The sequence below is a fragment of the Pseudomonas sp. CFII64 genome (genome assembly GCF_000416235.1).
GTDB lineage: Bacteria > Pseudomonadota > Gammaproteobacteria > Pseudomonadales > Pseudomonadaceae > Aquipseudomonas.
This window is the reverse complement of the sequence record NZ_ATLO01000011.1, coordinates 103,388-122,736: the sequence shown is the minus strand read 5'-3', so window position 1 is coordinate 122,736 and position 19,349 is coordinate 103,388. Positions and strand designations below refer to the sequence as shown.

Genomic DNA, 19,349 nt, shown 5'->3' with positions numbered 1-19,349 from the left:
GGGAACAGCGCAGTGTGACCGGGCCGGATGGCATCGAACGCCACAAGGTTGTCGATCAGATCAAGCGCACGACCACCGAATGGCAGGCGGGCATGGGCAAAACCATCACCGTCAACAATCTGTTCGACAAGCCGGACTCCATCGAACGGCTGGATCTGAGCGGCAACCGAATCAGTCTGGAGTCCACCCATTACGATGGCCTGGGTCGGACCTTTGCACAGGTCGACGCACTGGGGAATTCCCGCGAATTCAGCTACGACGCCTTTGACCGGCTCTTAGGCAATCGCCTGCCTGACAACGCGCAGGTCGAACGAGCCTACGCCAGCCACAGCCGGGAAGATTTGCCGGTTGCCATCAGTGTCGATGGCGTACTGCTGGGTGAGCAAAGCTTTGACGGCCTGGATCGCATGATCGACTCGACCGTCGGAGGCCGGGTAACGCGTTTTGAGTTTATTGAAGGGCGCCTGCAACCCGACAAGGTGCATACGCCGAGCGGGGAGGCCATCGATTATCTGTATCAGCCGCAACTGGGCGAACAACCCATTCAGCGCAAGCTGCTGAACAGCACCGCCGATTACACCTATGATCCGCAAAATGCGCGGCTGATGAGCAGCAAGGAGCAGGATCAGGAGCTGGAGCGGGACTATTTCGCCAGTGGCGAGCTCAAGGAAGAGCGCCGGGTCCAGGGCGGCGAGACCTATGCCATGCAGTATCAATACAGCCTTGATGGCCTGTTGCTCAGTTATACCGATGTAGTGGGTGCGACTCAGACCTGGACTTACGACAGCAGCGGTCGTCTGGAAAGTACCAAGGCTGGAACACTGGTTTGCGCCATCACCTACAACGTCTTGGGGCAGACCGAAAGCATTGAGACGGTCGACAGTGCGCAAGCCCAGAGCCTGCGTATCAGCCTGGAATACGACGATGTCGGGCGCGAAGTGTTACGCAGTTTTGTCCTGCCGGGTGGCGTTGAGCAACAGTTGGCTCAAGCCTATGACGCAGCCGATCATCTGCAACAACGCACCTTGCGCGAAGGCAGCACGCTGCTGCGCGACGAAACATTTGAATACGACCCACGCGGCAGGCTTGAGCTGTACACCGCAACCGGCCCGAATTCGCCGCTGGACCCCCAGGGCAAGCAGATCCAGAGCCAGTCATTCAAGTTCGATGCGCTGGACAACCTCACCGAGGTGACGACGGTATTCGCCGGGGGCAGCAATATCGCCCTGTATGAATACAACGGCGAAGATCCTGTGCAGCTCAGCGCAGTCAGCAATAGCCACGCGGATTATCCGGCGCGTATCGAACTTGACTATGACGCGAACGGCAACCTGACGATCGATGAGGCAGGGCGATTGCTCGACTACGACGCGCTGGGGCGTTTGCTGAGCGTCAGCGCAGCGGGCGATGCCCCTGCGGTCGATTATGGCTACGACGCCCTGGACAGTTTGACCAACAGCCAAAGCACCGAGGGCAAGGAACAGCGTTTTTACCGGGACGGACAGCTTGCCAATCAATTGCGCGGCGAAGAGCAACGCAGCTTTGTCCGGGCCGGTGAGCACCTGTTGGCAGAACACCAAAGCGGAAATAATGCCGGTACACAGCTATTGGCCACCGATGCAAAGAAGACCGTCCTGGCTGAGGTGAGTCCAGAGAGCGCCAACGACCTGAGTTACAACGCCTACGGCCACCAAAGCTCGGCCGCACCCGCCGCCAGCCACTCGGGCTTCAATGGCGAACTGCGCGAAGCGACAACCGGCTGGTATCTGCTGGGACAAGGCTATCGCGCCTACAACCCGGCGCTGATGCGCTTTCACAGCCCGGACAGTTTGAGTCCCTTTGATGACGGCGGCTTGAATGCCTATGCGTATTGCGTCGGGGATCCGGTGAATTATCTGGATCCGGATGGGCATATTCCCTGGTGGGTAGGTTTGGTCGCTGGCGTTGCCGCTACTGTATTGACGGCGGGAATTGCGGCACCTGTGACTGCCGCGTTGGGAGTCAGCGTGGCTACCGCCGGTGCGGTGGCAGCCGTTGCGACCAAGGTGTCGATTGCTGCAACGGTGATTTCAGTGGGGAGTGCTGCGGGCAGTGCGATGACGAAAGGGGAATTGAGCGAAGGGTTAGGGTGGTTGAGTCTCGGGACGGGGATTGTGGCGGGTGCGGCTGGAGGGGTCGCTATTGGGGCAAGAATGGGGTCAGTGATGGCTTCCAAAGCGCTCGCCGACGCTGCTTCTTCCACTCCAGTTGGGGGAGGGCGAGCGGCCGCGACATCTGAAATAGGAGATGCACTTGAGCGTACAGGACTGGCTCAAAAGACGGCGAGCGATTCACTTTTCAAAAGAACTGGCTCCTTGGTCATGCGGCGAGCGTCAGCTTCCTCCGATGAGTTCGCTGAGCTTCAGATGGTTTGGAATAACGGGGGAGCGCTCGAGAACCCTGCTCATTACCGACAGGCTCTCGCCTGGAAAATGCTTGAAAAGCAAAGTTACAAATCGAAATTCGACATCGAACTCAAACAAGTGCGATTTCGAAGTGAGTAGTTGTAGCGGTATTTATAACGGAGACTGGAGGCTATCCCACCACATGCCCAGAACCTCCTGCACAAACCGCATCCGCTGCTCCGGCGTCCCTACACTGCCACGCAGCATCCGGGTATGCAGGACCGCGGGCCCCATCGACATCAAGCTTTCAAATAGCAGACAGCAACTCATCTGCTCGCCAAACACCCTTAGCGGATCGTATGGGTCCAAATGGGTAAACGTCATGAATAACTCAACATTGCTCTGCCGCTACGCGTATGACCCTCTGGACCGCCTGGCGGTCCGTGCGCAAGTCGGCGCTTCGGTCAGCCAGTGTTTTTATCAGGCCGGACGGCTGCACAGTGAAGTTCAGGCATCGGCGCGGCGGATGCTGATGCGTCATGGCCGGCAAGTGATGGCGCAAATCGATGAGCACGATGGCATCGGCAATCAATATTTACTGGCCACCGATCGGCAACATTCGGTCGTGCACGCCGCCGGGCCGCAGTCACAACAAGCCATCGCTTATAGCCCCTACGGCCATCGGCCCGCCGAAAGCGGCCTGACCCAACTGCCGGGCTTTAGCGGAGAACGAGTCGAGCCATTCACCGGGCACTACATGCTCGGCAATGGGTATCGCTCATTCAATCCGGTGCTGATGCGCTTCAACAGCCCTGACACTCTCAGCCCGTTCGGCAAGGGTGGGCTCAACGCTTACGCCTATTGCCTGGGAGACCCGGTGAACTATCAGGATCCGAATGGGCATATTCCCTGGTGGGTTGGCTTGGCGGCGGGAGTTGCCGCCTTCGTGTTGACTGCGGGAATTGCGGCGCCTTTGACGGCAGCGATGGGGGGATCGCAGCTGGAACAATTGCTGGCCTGCAGGGCGTGTCTTACGCCGCAGCTGGAATATCGGTCACGAGTGCTGTAATCGGAGCGGGCATCAAGGCGGGGGGGCATGATCAAACTGGTGACGTCTTTACGGGCGTTAGTATTGGTTTCGGAGTGCTTTCAGGGGTGGCCGGGGGATTCGCTTTCGGGGCAAGACTAGGTGCCTTGTCGGCGAGCCGAGAGGTAGTCGCAGCAGGTTCGGCTTCAAACACGTCTCGTATGCCGAGCAGCATAAACAGCCCGACACAGGCTGTGGAAGCGTTGAATCCGAGAGTCAATGTCGGCCCAACGGCGCCGACTGCTGCAAGGGCACGCCCTTCTGTCCCGTCCGGGTCGTTTGAGTTGAAATCAATCATGGCGAAACCCAGGGCGGGAACACTCGGTGGGCGAAAGCATGTCACGTTTGACGATCTGCCCCACGGCGAAGCACCGCCCGCTTATAGCGAGGTTGATCTTCACAGGGCGTTTTCACTAGACGGCGCAAGCAATGCGATACGCGGTGAGTCTTCCATTTAAGACTCATTGTTTTCAAAGTGAGGCGTGTGCTCAATGACACCACCATTCTGCACATGCCCAAACACATCCTGCACAAACCGCACCCGCTGCTCCGGCGTCTCAATCGTGCCCTCCAGCGCCAACTGCTCCAGCCGCGCTTCCACCGCCTGGGTGCGATGGGTCAGCCCGCTGTCGTTGGCGATCTGGATATTCAGGCCGGGGCGGGCGTTGAGTTCGAGGATCAGCGGGCCTTTTTCCTGGTCCAGGACCATGTCCACGCCGATGTAACCCAGGCCGCACAGTTCGTAGCATTCGGCGGCGAGTTTCATGAAGCCGTCCCAGTTGGGCAGCTGCACGCCATCCACCGCGTTGGTGGTGTCCGGGTGTTTGGTGATGATGCTGTTGAGCCAGGTGCCTTTGAGGGTAATGCCGGTGGCCAGATCGACACCGACGCCAATGGCGCCCTGGTGCAGGTTGGCCTTGCCGCCGGACTGCCGCGTCGGCAGGCGCAGCATGGCCATCACCGGATAACCCATCAGCACGATGATGCGAATGTCCGGCACGCCTTCGTAACTGATGCTTTTGAAGATCTGGTCCGGGGTGACGCGGTATTCGATCAGCGCCCGGTCTCGATGTCCGCCCAGCGAATACAGGCCGGTGAGGATGCTGGAAATCTGATGCTCGATTTCCGAATGGCTGATGATCCGCCCGGAAATCGTCCGATAACGGTCTTCGAAACGGTCAGCGATCACCAGAATGCCATCGCCGCCCGCGCCCTGCGCCGGCTTGATCACGAAGTCGCTGCGCCCGCCGATGATCTCGTCGAGCTTGTCGATTTCCTTCTCGGTGGAAATCACCCCGTACATTTCCGGCACATGAATACCGGCCTGAATCGCCCGTTCCTTGGTGATGATCTTGTCATCCACAATCGGGTACAGGCTGCGTTTGTTGTACTTGAGCACGTAGTCGGCGTTACGCCGATTGATGCCCATGATCCCTCTGGCTTCCAGTGCCTTCCAGGTTTTCCACCAGCCGATCATTTTTGCTCTTCCTTGAGGAAGGCCTTGAAGCGCACCAGCTCGGTCAGGCGATAACCGCGATAACGACCCATGGCCAGCATGAAGCCCACCAGAATCAACAGCACGGCCGGGAAAGTAAATACGAAGTAGATCAGTTCCGGAATGCTCATGATGATGTGCGCCAGCGACGCAGCGAACAGCGTGCCGATAGCGACTTTCATGGCATGGCCGCCGCCGCGCTCTTCCCAGGTGATGGAAAGGCGTTCGATGGTCATGGTCAGAATCACCATCGGGAACAGCGCCACCGAAAGCCCGCGCTCAAGGCCCAGCTTGTGGCTGAACAGGCTGATGGCCGCGATCAGCACCACGACGAAGGTCAGCACCACCGACAGGCGCGGCAGCATTTGCAGCTTGAGGTGTTCCAGGTACGAGCGCAGCGACAGGCCCAGCGCGGTAATGATCGTAAACAGCACGATGCCGAAGCCCAGCTGGGTTTCCCGGAAGGCGAGGGCGATCAGCACCGGCGTAAACGTACCGAGGGTTTGCAGGCCGATCAGGTTGCGCAGGATCAGGATCACCAACACGCCAATCGGGATCATCACCATGATCATGAAGGTCTGCTGGGTTTGCAGCGGCAGGCCGTACAGGGAATATTCGAGGAAGTCCGCGTCAGTGCTGGCGTCGGTCAGCTTGGCCAGGCGAATGGCGTTCATTTCGCTGTTGTTGAGGCTGAAGCTGACTGTCGCCTTCTTGCCGCCATCGACGGTGATCAGATTCTCGTCGCCGGTCCACCACAGCAGGCGGTCCTCCGGCAAACCTTGCTCACCGGTATCCGGGCTGAAATACAGCCAGTTCTTGCCGTTGAAGCTGCGCAGCCACAGTTCCGGGCTCTGCGGCTGGTCGGCCACCAGACGAATGGTGTGGACCTTTTCCATCGGCACATGGGCGATGGACAGCAACAGCTCGGTGACCCGCGCCTTGTTGGAGCTCGACGTGTCGCCCGCCAGCAGCAACTTGACGTTGTCATCGGCGAGGTTGTTGACCCGCTTGATGGCTTCGGTGATGAACGTCTCGACGTCCGCCGAGTGCTGGCGAATCGGCGCGAGCAAGGCTTCGGCAGCGATTTTTTCCGGGCCTTCGACGACGATGCTGTCGCGGAAAATCGGCCCTTTGATCTTGGCTTTCTCGCCGCTGTAACGCTTGGTCAGCACCAGCCGGTAATACAGCGTCTGGTTGCCGGACACGCGCCGCGCCGACCACGTCACCTTGCGATTGCCGTCGACGCGGTTGACGCTCACCCCGTAATTGTTGGAGATAAAGCTTTCATTGAGGCTGATGTAGTCCCGGGCCAGCGGCGGCACGAACATCTGGATCTTGACCGGGTCTTTGGGGCTGGCGACGAACTCGACCTTGGCGTCGATGTTCCACAAGTCGTCCGTTTCGTCCTCGGTCACCGGGATGCCCAGCGCCAGAATCTGATACGCCGTGATCGCAATGCCCAGCGTCACCAGCACAGCGATCAGGATTTTCAGATGGAGTGTAAGAGAGCGCATCTATTTACTCGGTGATTTGAGCGGTGATTGCACAAGCGGGTTTGCCCGCTGCGTATTTAAGACTGGGATCGACCAGCGCATCAAAGCGTTTCAGCGCTTCGGAGCCGATCAAAAGCGGGTATTGGAAAGCACTTCGGTCGGTCAAGTTCACTTCGATGGTGCGTAAAGCGCCACCCATGCACACATTCAGGCTGATCACCGGGCGCGCGGTGTATTTTTTCTCGTCATCGGCATCACGGTCATCGGCGCGACGCTTGATCTTGCTAAGGCGGGCCAAAGGCCTTTCGATGGGGTGCGCATGGGCGTCATCAATGGCCAGATAAAAACGCACCCAGCTTTCGCCATCGCGCTTGAAATGCTTGATGTCCCGCGCACTCAGCGACGCCGTCTTGGCGCCGGTGTCCAGCTTGGCGGCCACTTGCAGGTCGATATCGGTGAGCTCGGCGTATTCATTGAGGCCGTAAACGGTCTTGTCGCCAGCGACGACGACACCTGGCAGCAAACACAGGCAAAGGGTAAGGAGGGGTTTTAAATTCATAAATCCTGGTGCATTGAGAACGATCCTCGGAGCCGTGCGTGCAGCGATAGTGCAGGCATGATCGTCAATCTGGAGAGGAAAATCCGCTGGCATGAGGCCACTAACCGCCGTCACGCGCGGGCGGCATTCTAGCATGAAGGTTTTTAGCCTTACTGCCCGGATTGGAAGGCAATTGCGTTGGAGGCGTGCCCGCGAGCCAGCCGTAGGAGCGACTTTAGTCGCGAAGGCGTCAATTGCCCTCCCGGCTAAAGCCGGTCCTACACGCGTTCGCGGGCAAGCCTCCAACCGTTTCGATAATTCTGAAAAGTTGAGATATTAGACGATTGTCGACAATCATCCGATTTCATTTGACCTGAAACCCTAATATGGCTAGTTTTAGCGCCATTGATTCAAAAGGTGTCGACACTATGCTGGATGCGCTGGAAGTCACTGCCCCTGCTGCGGACGATTCGGAGACGCTGTCCGAGAACGTTTTTCGGCGTATCCAGGCGGCTATCGTCAAGGGTGAGATCGCGCCGGGGAGCAAGATTTCCGAGCCCGAGCTGGCGCGTACGTATGGCATCAGTCGTGGGCCGCTGCGTGAGGCGATTCATCGGCTGGAAGGGCAGCGGCTGTTGGTGCGCGTGCCACATGTCGGGGCGCGGGTGGTTTCCCTGAGTCACGCCGAGCTGATCGAGTTGTACGAAATTCGCGAGTCTCTTGAAGGCATGGCTTGTCGTCTGGCGGCCGAGCGCATGACTGGCGAAGCAATCGATGAGCTGCGCCGGGTGCTGGATACCCATGAGCGCGATGCGGCGTTTCAGGCTGGCGTTGGCTATTACCAGCAGGAAGGCGACTTCGACTTTCATTACCGGATCATTCAGGGCAGTGGCAATCGCACCCTGACCCAGATGCTCTGCGGCGACCTTTATCAGCTGGTGCGCATGTATCGCATTCAGTTTTCCGCAACGCCCAATCGACCGCGTCAGGCGTTTGCCGAGCACCATCGCATTCTCGATGCCATCGCCGAGCGTGACGGCGAGCTGGCCGAGCTGTTGATGCGCCGGCACATCGCGGCGTCCAAACGCAATATCGAGCGCCATATGCTCGAACAAGGCGCCCAAGTGCCGGGCACCGTCCAATCCCCACTCCGAGGTGAGAAATGAATTCCAACAAAAGCACTCCCGGTCAGCGTTTTCGTGATGCCGTCGCCAGTGAAAGCCCTTTGCAGGTCGTGGGTGCGATCAACGCCAACCATGCCTTGCTGGCCAAACGCGCCGGTTTCAAGGCGATTTACCTGTCGGGCGGCGGCGTAGCGGCGGGTTCACTGGGCGTGCCGGACCTGGGAATCACCGGGCTGGATGATGTGCTGACCGACGTGCGACGTATCACCGACGTTTGCGATCTGCCGTTGCTGGTGGACGTGGACACCGGCTTTGGCTCGTCGGCCTTCAACGTGGCGCGCACCGTACGTTCGATGATCAAATTCGGCGCGGCGGCGATTCATATCGAGGATCAGGTGGGCGCCAAGCGCTGCGGCCATCGTCCGAATAAAGAAATTGTTTCCCAGCAGGAAATGGTCGACCGCATCAAGGCGGCCGTCGATGCACGCACCGACGATAGCTTTGTGATCATGGCGCGTACCGATGCGCTGGCGGTGGAAGGCCTGGAGTCTGCGCTGGAGCGGGCGGCAGCGTGTATTGAAGCGGGCGCCGACATGGTGTTCCCGGAAGCGATTACCGAGCTGGAGATGTACAAGCTGTTCGCCGCCCGGGTCAAAGCGCCGATTCTGGCCAACATCACCGAGTTCGGCGCCACGCCGCTGTTTACCGTGGACCAGCTGCGCGGGGCCGATGTGTCACTGGTGCTCTATCCTTTGTCGGCGTTCCGCGCCATGAACAAGGCGGCGGAAAACGTCTACGGCGCAATCCGCCGCGACGGCACCCAGCAAAACGTGATCGACACCATGCAGACCCGCATGGAGCTGTATGACGCAATTGATTACCACGTCTTCGAGCAGAAGCTGGATGCGTTGTTTGCGCAGAAGAAATCCTGAAACTGTAGGAGGGAATTCATTCCCGAAGAGGCCAGAGCATGCGCCGATATTTTCCGGCACCTGCGCCGGCGCCTTACCGGATAAATCCGGTCCTACGGAAATTGCCAAACCGAACGAAACAAGTTGCCAATTCCCTAACAAATTCAAAATTGGAGAGAGCAATGGCTGAAGCAAAAGTATTGAGCGGCGCTGGCCTGCGTGGTCAGGTTGCCGGACAAACTGCCTTGTCCACCGTGGGCCAGGCTGGCGCCGGTCTGACCTATCGCGGGTACGACGTACGTGAGCTGGCCGCCGAGGCGCGCTTCGAGGAAGTCGCTTACCTGTTGTTGTACGGCGAACTGCCGACCCAGGCCCAGCTGGACGAGTATCTGGCCAAGCTGCAAAAGCTGCGTGACCTGCCCCAGGCCTTGAAAGAAGTGCTGGAACGGATTCCCGCCGACACCCATCCGATGGATGTGATGCGCACCGGCGCGTCGATGCTTGGCACGCTGGAACCTGAACTGAGCTTCGATCAGCAACGCGACGCCACGGATCGGCTACTGGCCGCGTTCCCGGCGATCATGTGCTACTGGTATCGTTTCAGCCACGACGGCGAGCGCATCAATTGCGTTACCGACGAAACCTCCATCGGCGGGCACTTCCTGCACCTGTTATTGGGCAACAAGCCCAGCGAGCTGCACGTCAAGGTCATGGACGTTTCGCTGATTTTGTACGCCGAGCATGAATTCAACGCGTCGACCTTCACGGCGCGGGTCTGTGCTTCGACCTTGTCTGACCTGTATTCCTGCGTCACAGCCGCTATCGGCACTTTGCGCGGGCCTTTGCATGGCGGCGCCAATGAAGCGGCCATGGCCATGATCGAGCGTTTCAGCTCGGCTGAGGAAGCGGTCAAAGGCACCCTGGCGATGCTCGAACGCAAAGACAAGATCATGGGTTTCGGCCATGCCATCTATAAAGAGTCGGATCCGCGCAACGAAGTGATCAAGGGCTGGGCGAAAAAACTCGCCGATGAGGCGGGCGACACCGTGTTGTATCCGGTTTCCGAAGCCATCGACAAGACTATGTGGGAGCAGAAAAAGCTCTTCCCCAACGCCGACTTCTACCACGCCTCCGCTTACCACTTCATGGGCATTCCGACCAAGCTGTTCACGCCGATCTTCGTCTGCTCACGCCTGACCGGCTGGGCTGCGCACGTCTTCGAGCAGCGTGCCAACAACCGCATTATCCGTCCGAGCGCCGAGTACATCGGCGTCGAGCAGCGCACGTTCGTACCCATTGAACAGCGCTGATTGACTGCGACAGGGGAGCCGCCGATGAGCTCCCCGTCCATCCACCGAATTCCGTGATGAGTCCCCGCGCATGAACATTGAACATCGCAAACCGCTGCCCGGCACCCGCCTGGATTACTTCGACGCCCGTGCGGCGGTCGATGCAATCAAGCCCGGCGCTTATGACACGCTGCCGTACACCTCCCGGGTGTTCGCTGAAAACCTGGTGCGGCGCTGCGATCCGGCAACGCTTGATGCGTCCTTGACCCAGCTGATCGAACGCCGCCGCGACCTGGATTTCCCGTGGTTCCCGGCGCGGGTGGTCTGCCATGACATCCTTGGCCAGACCGCCTTGGTCGACCTGGCCGGTTTGCGCGATGCGATTGCCTTGCAAGGTGGCGATCCGGCGCTGGTCAACCCGGTGGTGCCGACCCAGCTGATCGTCGATCACTCGTTGGCGGTAGAGCACGGCGGCTTTGAGAAAGATGCCTTCGAGCGCAACCGCGCCATTGAAGACCGGCGCAACGAAGACCGTTTTCACTTCATCAACTGGACCAAGAAAGCCTTCAAGAACGTCGACGTGATCCCGCCCGGCAACGGCATCATGCACCAGATCAACCTGGAACGAATGTCGCCGGTGGTGCATGCGCTGGACGGCGTGGCGTTCCCGGATACGCTGGTCGGCACCGACAGCCATACGCCCCATGTCGACGCGCTGGGCGTCATCGCGATTGGCGTCGGCGGGCTGGAAGCCGAGAGCGTGATGCTCGGGCGCGCCTCCTGGATGCGCCTGCCGGACATCATCGGCGTCGAGCTGGTGGGCAAGCGCCAGCCGGGTATTACCGCCACCGACATCGTGCTCGCGGTGACTGAATTTTTGCGTGGCGAGAAAGTGGTGTCGTCTTATCTGGAGTTTTACGGCGATGGCGCCAACGCGCTGACCCTGGGCGACCGGGCGACCATTTCCAACATGACCCCGGAGTTTGGCGCGACGGCCGCCATGTTCTACATCGACCAGCAAACCCTGGAGTACCTGACGCTGACCGGCCGCGAGCCTGAGCAGGTCAAGCTGGTGGAAACCTACGCCCGACAAACCGGCCTGTGGGCCGACAGCCTGAAAACCGCCGTGTATGAGCGCGTGCTCACGTTCGACCTGTCCAGCGTGGTGCGCAACATCGCCGGGCCGTCCAATCCCCATCGCCGGGTGCCGACTTCGGAGCTGGCGGCGCGAGGGATTTCCGGTGTCGTCGAAAACGAACCGGGCCTGATGCCGGACGGTGCAGTGATCATCGCTGCCATCACCAGCTGCACCAACACCAGCAATCCGCGCAACGTGATCGCCGCAGCTTTGCTGGCACGCAACGCCAACGCCGCTGGCCTGACCCGCAAGCCGTGGGTCAAGACGTCGCTGGCGCCGGGTTCCAAGGCGGTTCAGCTGTATCTGGAAGAGGCAAACTTGCTGCCGGAACTGGAAAAGCTTGGCTTTGGCATCGTCGGTTTTGCCTGCACCACCTGCAACGGCATGAGCGGCGCGCTGGACCCGAAAATCCAGCAGGAAGTCATTGATCGCGACCTGTACGCGACGGCCGTGTTGTCCGGCAACCGCAACTTTGACGGACGCATTCACCCGTACGCCAAGCAGGCATTTCTGGCCTCGCCGCCGCTGGTGGTCGCTTACGCCATTGCCGGTACCATCCGTTTCGATATCGAGAAGGACGTGCTGGGCACCGATCTGAATGGCAAGCCGCTGACCCTGAAAGACATCTGGCCCAGCGACGAAGAAATCGACGCGGTGGTCAAGGCCAGCGTCAAGCCGGATCAATTCCGCCAGGTTTATATCCCGATGTTCGAGATCAAGGCTGACGACGGCGAGAAGGTCACGCCGCTGTACGACTGGCGCGCACAAAGCACTTACATTCGCCGTCCGCCGTACTGGGAAGGTGCGCTGGCCGGCGCGCGACCGCTCAAGGGCATGCGCCCGCTGGCGGTGCTGGGTGACAACATCACCACCGATCACCTGTCGCCGTCCAACGCGATCATGCTCGACAGCGCCGCCGGTGAATACCTGGCGAAAATGGGCCTGCCGGAGGAAGACTTCAATTCCTACGCCACCCATCGCGGCGATCACCTGACTGCCCAGCGGGCGACTTTCGCCAACCCGAAGCTGCTCAACGAAATGGTGCAGGTCGACGGCAAGGTCAAACAGGGTTCACTGGCGCGGATCGAGCCGGAAGGCCAGGTCACGCGCATGTGGGAAGCCATTGAAACCTACATGGAGCGCAAACAGCCGCTGATTATCATTGCCGGCGCCGATTATGGTCAGGGTTCGTCCCGTGACTGGGCGGCCAAAGGCGTGCGTCTTGCGGGCGTCGAAGCGATTGCCGCCGAAGGTTTCGAGCGCATTCACCGCACCAATCTGGTGGGCATGGGCGTGCTGCCGCTGGAGTTCAAACGCGGGGTTGACCGGCATACCTTGAACATCGACGGCAGCGAAACCTTCGACGTACTCGGTGAGCGCATCCCGTTGAGCACCATGACGTTGGTGATCAATCGCAAGAATGGCGAGCGGGTCGAGGTGCCGGTCACCTGTCGCCTGGACACCGCTGAAGAAGTCTCGATCTATGAAGCGGGTGGCGTCTTGCAGCGCTTTGCCCAGGATTTCCTCGAATCGACCACGGCTTAAGGGTATTTATTCATGGCTCACCCGGCACAAATCAAAATCCCCGCTACTTATATGCGGGGCGGCACCAGCAAGGGCGTGTTTTTCAAACTGCAGGACTTGCCCCTCGACGCGCAGGTGCCCGGCGCGGCCCGTGACGCCTTGCTGTTGCGGGTGATCGGCAGCCCCGATCCCTATGAAAAGCAGATCGACGGCATGGGCGGCGCGACGTCCAGCACCAGCAAGACGGTGATCGTGTCGAAAAGCAGCAAGCCCGATCACGACGTGGATTACCTGTTCGGTCAGGTTTCGATCGACAAGCCTTTCGTCGACTGGAGCGGCAATTGCGGCAATCTGTCGGCAGCGGTCGGCCCGTTCGCCATCAGCAATGGTTTACTGGACGCCAGTCGTGTCCCGCAAAACGGTGTCGCGGTGGTGCGCATCTGGCAGGCCAATATCGGCAAGACGATCATTGCTCATGTGCCGATTACCGACGACGCGGTGCAGGAAACCGGTGATTTCGAGCTGGACGGAGTGACGTTTCCGGCCGCCGAGGTGCAGCTGGAGTTCATCGACCCGGCAGCCGACGAAGAGGGCGCGGGCGGCTCGATGTTTCCTACCGGCAATCTGGTGGATGACCTTGAGGTGCCGGGTATTGGCACGTTCAAGGCAACCATGATCAATGCCGGGATTCCGACGATTTTCATCAATGCCAAGGACATCGGCTACACCGGCAGCGAGTTGCAGGGTGATATCAACGGCGATCCCAAGGCGCTGGCGATGTTCGAGACCATCCGCGCTTACGGCGCGCTGCGCATGGGCCTGATCGAGCATCTGGACCAAGCCGCCCAGCGCCAGCACACGCCCAAGGTGGCTTTTGTTGCGGGGCCTGCCGATTACGTGGCCTCCAGTGGCAAACCGGTGGCGGCCGAGAGCGTCGATCTGCTGGTGCGCGCCATGTCCATGGGCAAACTGCACCACGCCATGATGGGCACCGCCGCTGTCGCCATCGGCACCGCTGCGGCGGTTCCCGGTACGTTGGTCAACCTGGCGGCTGGCGGTGTCAAGCGTGAAGCGGTGCGTTTCGGCCATCCCTCCGGCACCTTGCGGGTCGGTGCTGAAGCGGTGCAAAGCAACGGCGAATGGAAAGTCACCAAGGCCATCATGAGTCGCAGTGCCAGGGTGTTGATGGAAGGCTGGGTTAGGGTGCCCGGGGTTTGAGCCACAGAGGAAGCACGGCCAACCTGTAGGACCGGATTCATCCGGGAGAGCGTCAGTTCTGCCAGCGAAAATCCTTCGGACAAAGAGGAGTTGAAATGAGCAACAACGTTGATCTGAACAACCGCCCGGACTATGACCAGGTCCTGCAGGACATCGCCGATTATGTGCTGACCTTCCGGGTCGAGTCCCCGCTGGCGCTGGACACCGCGCGCAATTGCCTCATGGATACGTTGGGTTGCGGCTTGCTGGCCTTGCGTTTTCCGGAATGCACCAAGCATCTGGGCCCCATCGTCGAAGGCACCGTGGTGCCTTTTGGGGCTCGGGTTCCCGGCACGAGTTTGCGTCTCGACCCGGTCAAGGCTGCCTGGGATATCGGCTGCACCATTCGCTGGCTGGATTACAACGACACCTGGCTGGCGGCGGAATGGGGGCATCCGTCGGACAACCTCGGCGCGATTCTCGCGGTGGCCGATCATCTGTCCCAGAAGCATGTGGCAGATGGCGAAGCGCCGCTGCGCATGCGGACGGTGCTTGAGGCGATGATCATGGCCCACGAGATTCAGGGCGTGATCGCTCTGGAAAACTCCTTTAACCGCGTCGGACTTGATCACGTGTTGCTGGTGAAAGTGGCATCCACCGCGGTCGCCGCGAAGCTGATGGGCGCCAGTCGCGAGCAGATGCTTGCGGCGCTGTCCCACGCCTTTGTCGACGGTCAGGCATTGCGCACTTATCGCCATGCGCCCAATGCCGGTTCACGAAAGTCCTGGGCGGCGGGCGACGCCACCAGTCGCGCGGTGCGTCTGGCGGACATTGCCATGCGCGGCGAAATGGGCATTCCAGGGGTTTTGACCGCGCCGCAGTGGGGCTTTTACGACGTGCTGTTCAGTCACACCAATAAAGACCTGGCGCTCAAGGCCGAGGATCAGCGCGCATTCAGCCTGTCCCGGCCCTATGGCACATATGTGATGGAAAACGTGCTGTTCAAGATCAGCTTTCCCGCCGAATTCCACGCGCAAACAGCCTGCGAAGCGGCAGTCACGTTGCACCTGCTGGTGCGCAATCGCATTTCCGAAATAGACCGAATTGTTGTCACCACCCATGAATCGGCGATTCGCATCATTTCCAAGGTTGGGCCGCTGGCCAACGCCGCTGATCGCGATCATTGCCTGCAATACATGATTGCCGTCCCGCTGGTGTTCGGCACCCTGGTCGCCGAGCACTATGAAGACGAGTTTCATACGGCCCATCCGGTCATCGATCAGCTGCGGGACAAGATGGAAATCGTCGAAGATCCACGCTACAGCCGTGAGTACCTGGAAGCAGACAAGCGCTCGATTGCCAACGCGATTCAGGTGTTTTTCAAGGATGGTTCCAGCACTGACAAGGTTGAAGTCGAATACCCCATCGGCCACCGCCGGCGTCGCGCCGATGGCATCCCGCTGCTGGAAGAGAAGTTCAAAAACAACCTGGCCACCCGTTTCGCTCCGCAGCGCTGCGAACAGCTGGTCGCCGTGTGCAAGGATCAGGCAGGCCTGGAAGCGCTGCCGGTGCATCGGTTTATGGAGTTGTGGCAGCTTTAGGGGCGACTCAATAAGAGGAATTGTTTTCGACGGGTGCGGTGCATGCGCCGAAGATTTTCCTCGGCCCACCCGACGCCTTCCCGGACAAGTCCGGTCCTACCGAACTATGCGATGCCCGGTAGGAGGGGACTTGTCCCCGAAGCGGCTGGGGAGTTCAAGGCCTGTTATTTGAAGCGCCGTTCCACACCTTTCTCGACCAGCACCTTGGCCGAAATTTCTTCTACCGAGAAATGCGTGGAGTTGATGTTCGGGATGTTCTCGCGGCGGAACAGGTTTTCCACTTCCCGGACTTCGAACTCGCACTGGGCGTAGCTGGCGTAGCGGCTGTTGGGTTTGCGTTCGTGGCGAATCGCGGTTAACCGATCTGGGTCAATGGTCAGGCCGAATAATTTGTTACGGTGTTCCTTGAGCGCGTTGGGCAGTTGCAGGCGCTCCATGTCGTCTTCGGTGAGCGGGTAATTGGCGGCGCGGATGCCGAATTGCATGGCCATGTACAGACAAGTCGGGGTTTTGCCGCAGCGCGAGACACCCACCAGAATGATGTCGGCCTTGTCGTAATAATGAGTGCGTGCGCCGTCGTCGTTGTCGAGGGCGAAGTTGACCGCCTCGATCCGCTCCATGTAGTTGGAGTTGTGACCGATGGAGTGCGATTTGCCCACCGAATAGGAAGAGTGTGAACTAAGCTCCTGCTCCAGTGGCGCGAGAAAGGTCGAGAAAATGTCGATCATGAAGCCGTTGGACGTCGCGAGGATTTCGCGGATGTCCTGATTGACGATGGTGTCGAAGATGATCGGGCGTACATCGTCCTTTTCGGCGGCGGCGTTGATTTGTTGTACCATCGCCCGCGCTTTCTCGACGCTGTCGATGTAGGGCCTCGTGAACTTGTTGAACGTAATGTTCTCAAATTGCGCTAACAGGCTCTGGCCCAGAGTTTCGGCCGTGATGCCGGTGCCGTCGGAGATAAAGAAAGCGGATCGTTTCATTTGCGCCTTGGGCCTTAAGCTGGTGACGATTGTTGGATATCATAGGCGCGCATGCGGGCCTGGGTGGTCCGCATTCTCACTTATTTTCATGGCCCAGGCCACAAACGCCCGGAAGCGCAGTACAGGTTCCGGGTGCATGAGCTTTTCCCAACAACAAACATAGTTAGTGGAGAGATCACCTTGGTAGAGTACGTAGTTTCCCTCGAAAAGCTCGGCGTCCATGATGTGGAGCATGTCGGAGGCAAGAACGCATCCCTCGGCGAAATGATCAGCAACCTCGCAGGTGCTGGCGTTTCGGTGCCTGGTGGCTTTGCCACTACGGCTCAGGCCTACCGTGATTTCCTTGAGCTGAGTGGTCTGAACGATCAGATCCACGCAGCCCTGGACGCTCTTGATGTCGACGATGTCAACGCGCTGGCCAAGACCGGCGCGCAGATTCGTCAGTGGATCATGGACGCCGAGTTTCCCGAGAAACTCAACGCCGAAATTCGCACTGCCTTCGCCACGTTGTCGGCAGGCAATCCGAATCTGGCCGTTGCCGTGCGCTCTTCCGCCACCGCCGAAGACCTTCCCGACGCTTCGTTCGCCGGTCAGCAAGAAACCTTCCTGAATATCCGTGGCGTCGAGAACGTGATCCGAGCGGCCAAGGAAGTGTTCGCCTCGCTGTTCAACGACCGCGCCATTTCCTACCGCGTGCATCAGGGTTTCGACCACAAGCTGGTGGCATTGTCCGCCGGCGTGCAGCGCATGGTCCGCTCCGAAACCGGCACCGCAGGCGTGATGTTCACCCTGGACACTGAATCGGGCTTCCGCGACGTGGTGTTCATCACCGGCGCTTACGGCCTGGGTGAAACCGTTGTGCAAGGCGCGGTCAATCCGGACGAATTCTACGTGCACAAAGGCACCCTTGAAGCCGGTCGCCCGGCGATCCTGCGCCGCAATCTGGGCAGCAAGGCGATCAAGATGATCTACGGCGAAGAAGCCTCGGCCGGCAAATCGGTCAAGGTCATCGACGTCGACGCTGCCGACCGCACGCGTTTCTGCCTGAGCGACGAGGAAGTTTCCGAGCTGGCCAAGCAGGCGATGATCATCGAGAAGCACTACAAGTGCCCGATGGACATCGAATGGGCCAAGGACGGTGACGACGGCAAGCTGTACATCGTTCAGGCGCGTCCGGAAACCGTGAAGAGCCGTTCCCAGGCCAACGTCATGGAACGTTACCTGCTCAAGGAAACCGGCACCGTACTGGTTGAAGGCCGTGCCATCGGCCAGCGCATCGGCGCCGGCAAGGTCCGCATCATCAAAGACGTGTCCGAAATGGACAAGGTCCAGCCCGGCGACGTTCTGGTCTCGGACATGACCGACCCGGACTGGGAACCGGTCATGAAACGCGCCAGCGCCATCGTCACCAACCGGGGCGGGCGTACCTGCCACGCGGCGATCATTGCCCGTGAACTGGGTATTCCGGCGGTGGTCGGTTGCGGCAACGCCACCCAGGTGCTGGTGGATGGCCAGGGTGTGACGGTTTCCTGCGCCGAAGGCGACACCGGTTACATCTTCGAAGGCGAACTGGGCTTTGACATCAAGACCAACTCGGTCGATGCCATGCCTGATCTGCCGTTCAAGATCATGATGAACGTCGGTAACCCGGATCGGGCATTCGACTTCGCCCAGCTGCCCAACGCCGGTGTCGGCCTGGCGCGTCTGGAATTCATCATCAACCGCATGATCGGCGTGCATCCCAAAGCGCTGCTCAACTACGACGGTCTGCCGCAGGAAATCAAGGACAGCGTCGACAAGCGCATCGCCGGTTACAACGATCCGGTCGGTTTCTATGTCGAAAAACTGGTCGAAGGCATCAGCACCCTGGCTGCGGCGTTCACCCCGAAAAAGGTCATCGTGCGCCTCTCGGACTTCAAGTCCAACGAGTACGCGAACCTGATCGGCGGCAAGCTCTACGAGCCGGAAGAAGAAAACCCGATGCTGGGTTTCCGTGGCGCCTCGCGTTACATCAGCGAGAATTTCCGCGATTGCTTCGAGCTCGAATGCCGCGCGCTCAAGCGTGTCCGCGAAGAGATGGGCCTGACCAACGTTGAAATCATGGTGCCGTTCGTACGCACCCTGGGCGAAGCGAGCCAGGTGATCGACCTGCTGGCGGAAAACGGTCTGAAACGCGGCGAAAACGGCCTGCGCATCATCATGATGTGCGAACTGCCGTCCAACGCGATTCTGGCTGAAGAGTTCCTCGAATACTTCGACGGCTTCTCCATTGGCTCCAACGACCTGACTCAGCTGACCCTGGGCCTGGACCGTGACTCCGGCGTCATCGCGCATCTGTTCGATGAGCGCAATCCGGCGGTCAAGAAGCTGCTGTCCAACGCGATCCAGGCCTGTAACAAGGCTGGCAAATACATCGGCATTTGCGGCCAGGGCCCATCGGATCACCCGGATCTGGCGCGCTGGTTGATGGATCAAGGTATCGAAAGCGTCTCGTTGAACCCCGATTCCGTGCTGGAAACCTGGTTCTTCCTGGCTGAGGCTCAGGCTCCGGTCTGATCCCACTGAGTCAAGCCCCGACCCGCTGA

The 19,349-nt window shown here is 59.7% G+C and carries 13 protein-coding genes; 9 read left to right on the top strand and 4 right to left on the bottom strand.

All coding sequences use genetic code 11. The annotated features are described in order from the left end of the window. A partial coding sequence (locus tag CFII64_RS07495; RefSeq protein ID WP_020290184.1) for an RHS repeat domain-containing protein occupies nt 1-2,543 on the top strand: 2,543 nt, incomplete at its 5' end. A 223-nt stretch (nt 2,544-2,766) separates the two neighbouring features. Next, entirely contained in the window at nt 2,767-3,453 is a 687-nt protein-coding gene (locus CFII64_RS30030) for an RHS repeat-associated core domain-containing protein (RefSeq protein WP_020290182.1), read from the top strand. A 472-nt stretch (nt 3,454-3,925) separates the two neighbouring features. Here CFII64_RS30030 and CFII64_RS07480 read toward each other — a convergent pair whose 3' ends face one another. The 3 genes from CFII64_RS07480 to CFII64_RS07470 are packed head-to-tail and all read right to left on the bottom strand — an operon-like array spanning nt 3,926 to nt 7,018. Then, a complete protein-coding gene (locus CFII64_RS07480; RefSeq protein ID WP_177325404.1) occupies nt 3,926-4,945 on the bottom strand; it encodes an alpha-L-glutamate ligase-like protein in 1,020 nt (339 codons plus the stop codon). After that, nucleotides 4,945-6,480, bottom strand: coding sequence for an inactive transglutaminase family protein (locus tag CFII64_RS07475; protein ID WP_020290180.1), 1,536 nt, complete (start codon nt 6,478-6,480; stop codon nt 4,945-4,947). Before CFII64_RS07475 ends, CFII64_RS07480 begins: the two co-directional genes overlap by 1 nt. Nucleotides 6,481-6,484: 4 nt before the next feature. Further along, entirely contained in the window at nt 6,485-7,018 is a 534-nt protein-coding gene (locus CFII64_RS07470) for an ATP-dependent zinc protease (protein ID WP_020290179.1), read from the bottom strand. A gap of 407 nt (nt 7,019-7,425) precedes the next feature. Here CFII64_RS07470 and CFII64_RS07465 point away from each other — a divergent pair, with 407 nt between their 5' ends. From CFII64_RS07465 to prpD, 6 genes are all read left to right on the top strand, one after another. Then, nucleotides 7,426-8,163, top strand: a complete 738-nt coding sequence (locus tag CFII64_RS07465; RefSeq protein ID WP_020290178.1) for a GntR family transcriptional regulator — start codon at nt 7,426-7,428, stop codon at nt 8,161-8,163. Further along, nucleotides 8,160-9,053, top strand: coding sequence for a methylisocitrate lyase (prpB, locus tag CFII64_RS07460; RefSeq protein ID WP_020290177.1), 894 nt, complete (start codon nt 8,160-8,162; stop codon nt 9,051-9,053). Before CFII64_RS07465 ends, prpB begins: the two co-directional genes overlap by 4 nt. A 161-nt stretch (nt 9,054-9,214) precedes the next feature. Continuing rightward, entirely contained in the window at nt 9,215-10,342 is a 1,128-nt protein-coding gene (gene prpC / locus CFII64_RS07455) for a 2-methylcitrate synthase (protein WP_020290176.1), read from the top strand. 70 nt (nt 10,343-10,412) lie between these two features. Then, on the top strand, nt 10,413-13,004 hold the full coding sequence (gene acnD, locus CFII64_RS07450; protein WP_020290175.1) for a Fe/S-dependent 2-methylisocitrate dehydratase AcnD: 2,592 nt from the start codon (nt 10,413-10,415) through the stop codon (nt 13,002-13,004). 12 nt (nt 13,005-13,016) lie between these two features. Then, nucleotides 13,017-14,201, top strand: a complete 1,185-nt coding sequence (gene prpF, locus CFII64_RS07445) for a 2-methylaconitate cis-trans isomerase PrpF (protein ID WP_020290174.1) — start codon at nt 13,017-13,019, stop codon at nt 14,199-14,201. 95 nt (nt 14,202-14,296) lie between these two features. Then, a complete protein-coding gene (gene prpD / locus CFII64_RS07440) occupies nt 14,297-15,781 on the top strand; it encodes a 2-methylcitrate dehydratase (RefSeq protein ID WP_020290173.1) in 1,485 nt (494 codons plus the stop codon). Nucleotides 15,782-15,945: 164 nt separating this feature from the next. Here prpD and CFII64_RS07435 read toward each other — a convergent pair whose 3' ends face one another. Further along, a complete protein-coding gene (locus tag CFII64_RS07435) occupies nt 15,946-16,764 on the bottom strand; it encodes a pyruvate, water dikinase regulatory protein (RefSeq protein WP_020290172.1) in 819 nt (272 codons plus the stop codon). Between the two features lie 180 nt (nt 16,765-16,944). Between CFII64_RS07435 and ppsA the strand changes: the two genes are divergently transcribed. Further along, nucleotides 16,945-19,320 carry a phosphoenolpyruvate synthase gene (gene ppsA, locus CFII64_RS07425; protein ID WP_020290170.1) on the top strand — a complete coding sequence of 792 codons (2,376 nt, stop codon included), beginning with the start codon at nt 16,945-16,947 and terminating at the stop codon, nt 19,318-19,320. The last annotated feature ends 29 nt before the right edge of the window (nt 19,321-19,349 follow it).

What these genes read in the sequence shown, in the direction of transcription:
- CFII64_RS07470 (WP_020290179.1), bottom strand. Translation starts at nt 7,018, where the DNA reads ATGAATTTAAAACCCCTCCTTACCCTTTGCCTGTGTTTGCTGCCAGGT.
- prpC (WP_020290176.1), top strand. Translation starts at nt 9,215, where the DNA reads ATGGCTGAAGCAAAAGTATTGAGCGGCGCTGGCCTGCGTGGTCAGGTT.
- prpB (WP_020290177.1), top strand. Translation starts at nt 8,160, where the DNA reads ATGAATTCCAACAAAAGCACTCCCGGTCAGCGTTTTCGTGATGCCGTC.
- CFII64_RS07435 (WP_020290172.1), bottom strand. Translation starts at nt 16,764, where the DNA reads ATGAAACGATCCGCTTTCTTTATCTCCGACGGCACCGGCATCACGGCC.
- CFII64_RS07475 (WP_020290180.1), bottom strand. Translation starts at nt 6,480, where the DNA reads ATGCGCTCTCTTACACTCCATCTGAAAATCCTGATCGCTGTGCTGGTG.
- acnD (WP_020290175.1), top strand. Translation starts at nt 10,413, where the DNA reads ATGAACATTGAACATCGCAAACCGCTGCCCGGCACCCGCCTGGATTAC.
- CFII64_RS30030 (WP_020290182.1), top strand. Translation starts at nt 2,767, where the DNA reads ATGAATAACTCAACATTGCTCTGCCGCTACGCGTATGACCCTCTGGAC.
- prpF (WP_020290174.1), top strand. Translation starts at nt 13,017, where the DNA reads ATGGCTCACCCGGCACAAATCAAAATCCCCGCTACTTATATGCGGGGC.
- prpD (WP_020290173.1), top strand. Translation starts at nt 14,297, where the DNA reads ATGAGCAACAACGTTGATCTGAACAACCGCCCGGACTATGACCAGGTC.
- CFII64_RS07465 (WP_020290178.1), top strand. Translation starts at nt 7,426, where the DNA reads ATGCTGGATGCGCTGGAAGTCACTGCCCCTGCTGCGGACGATTCGGAG.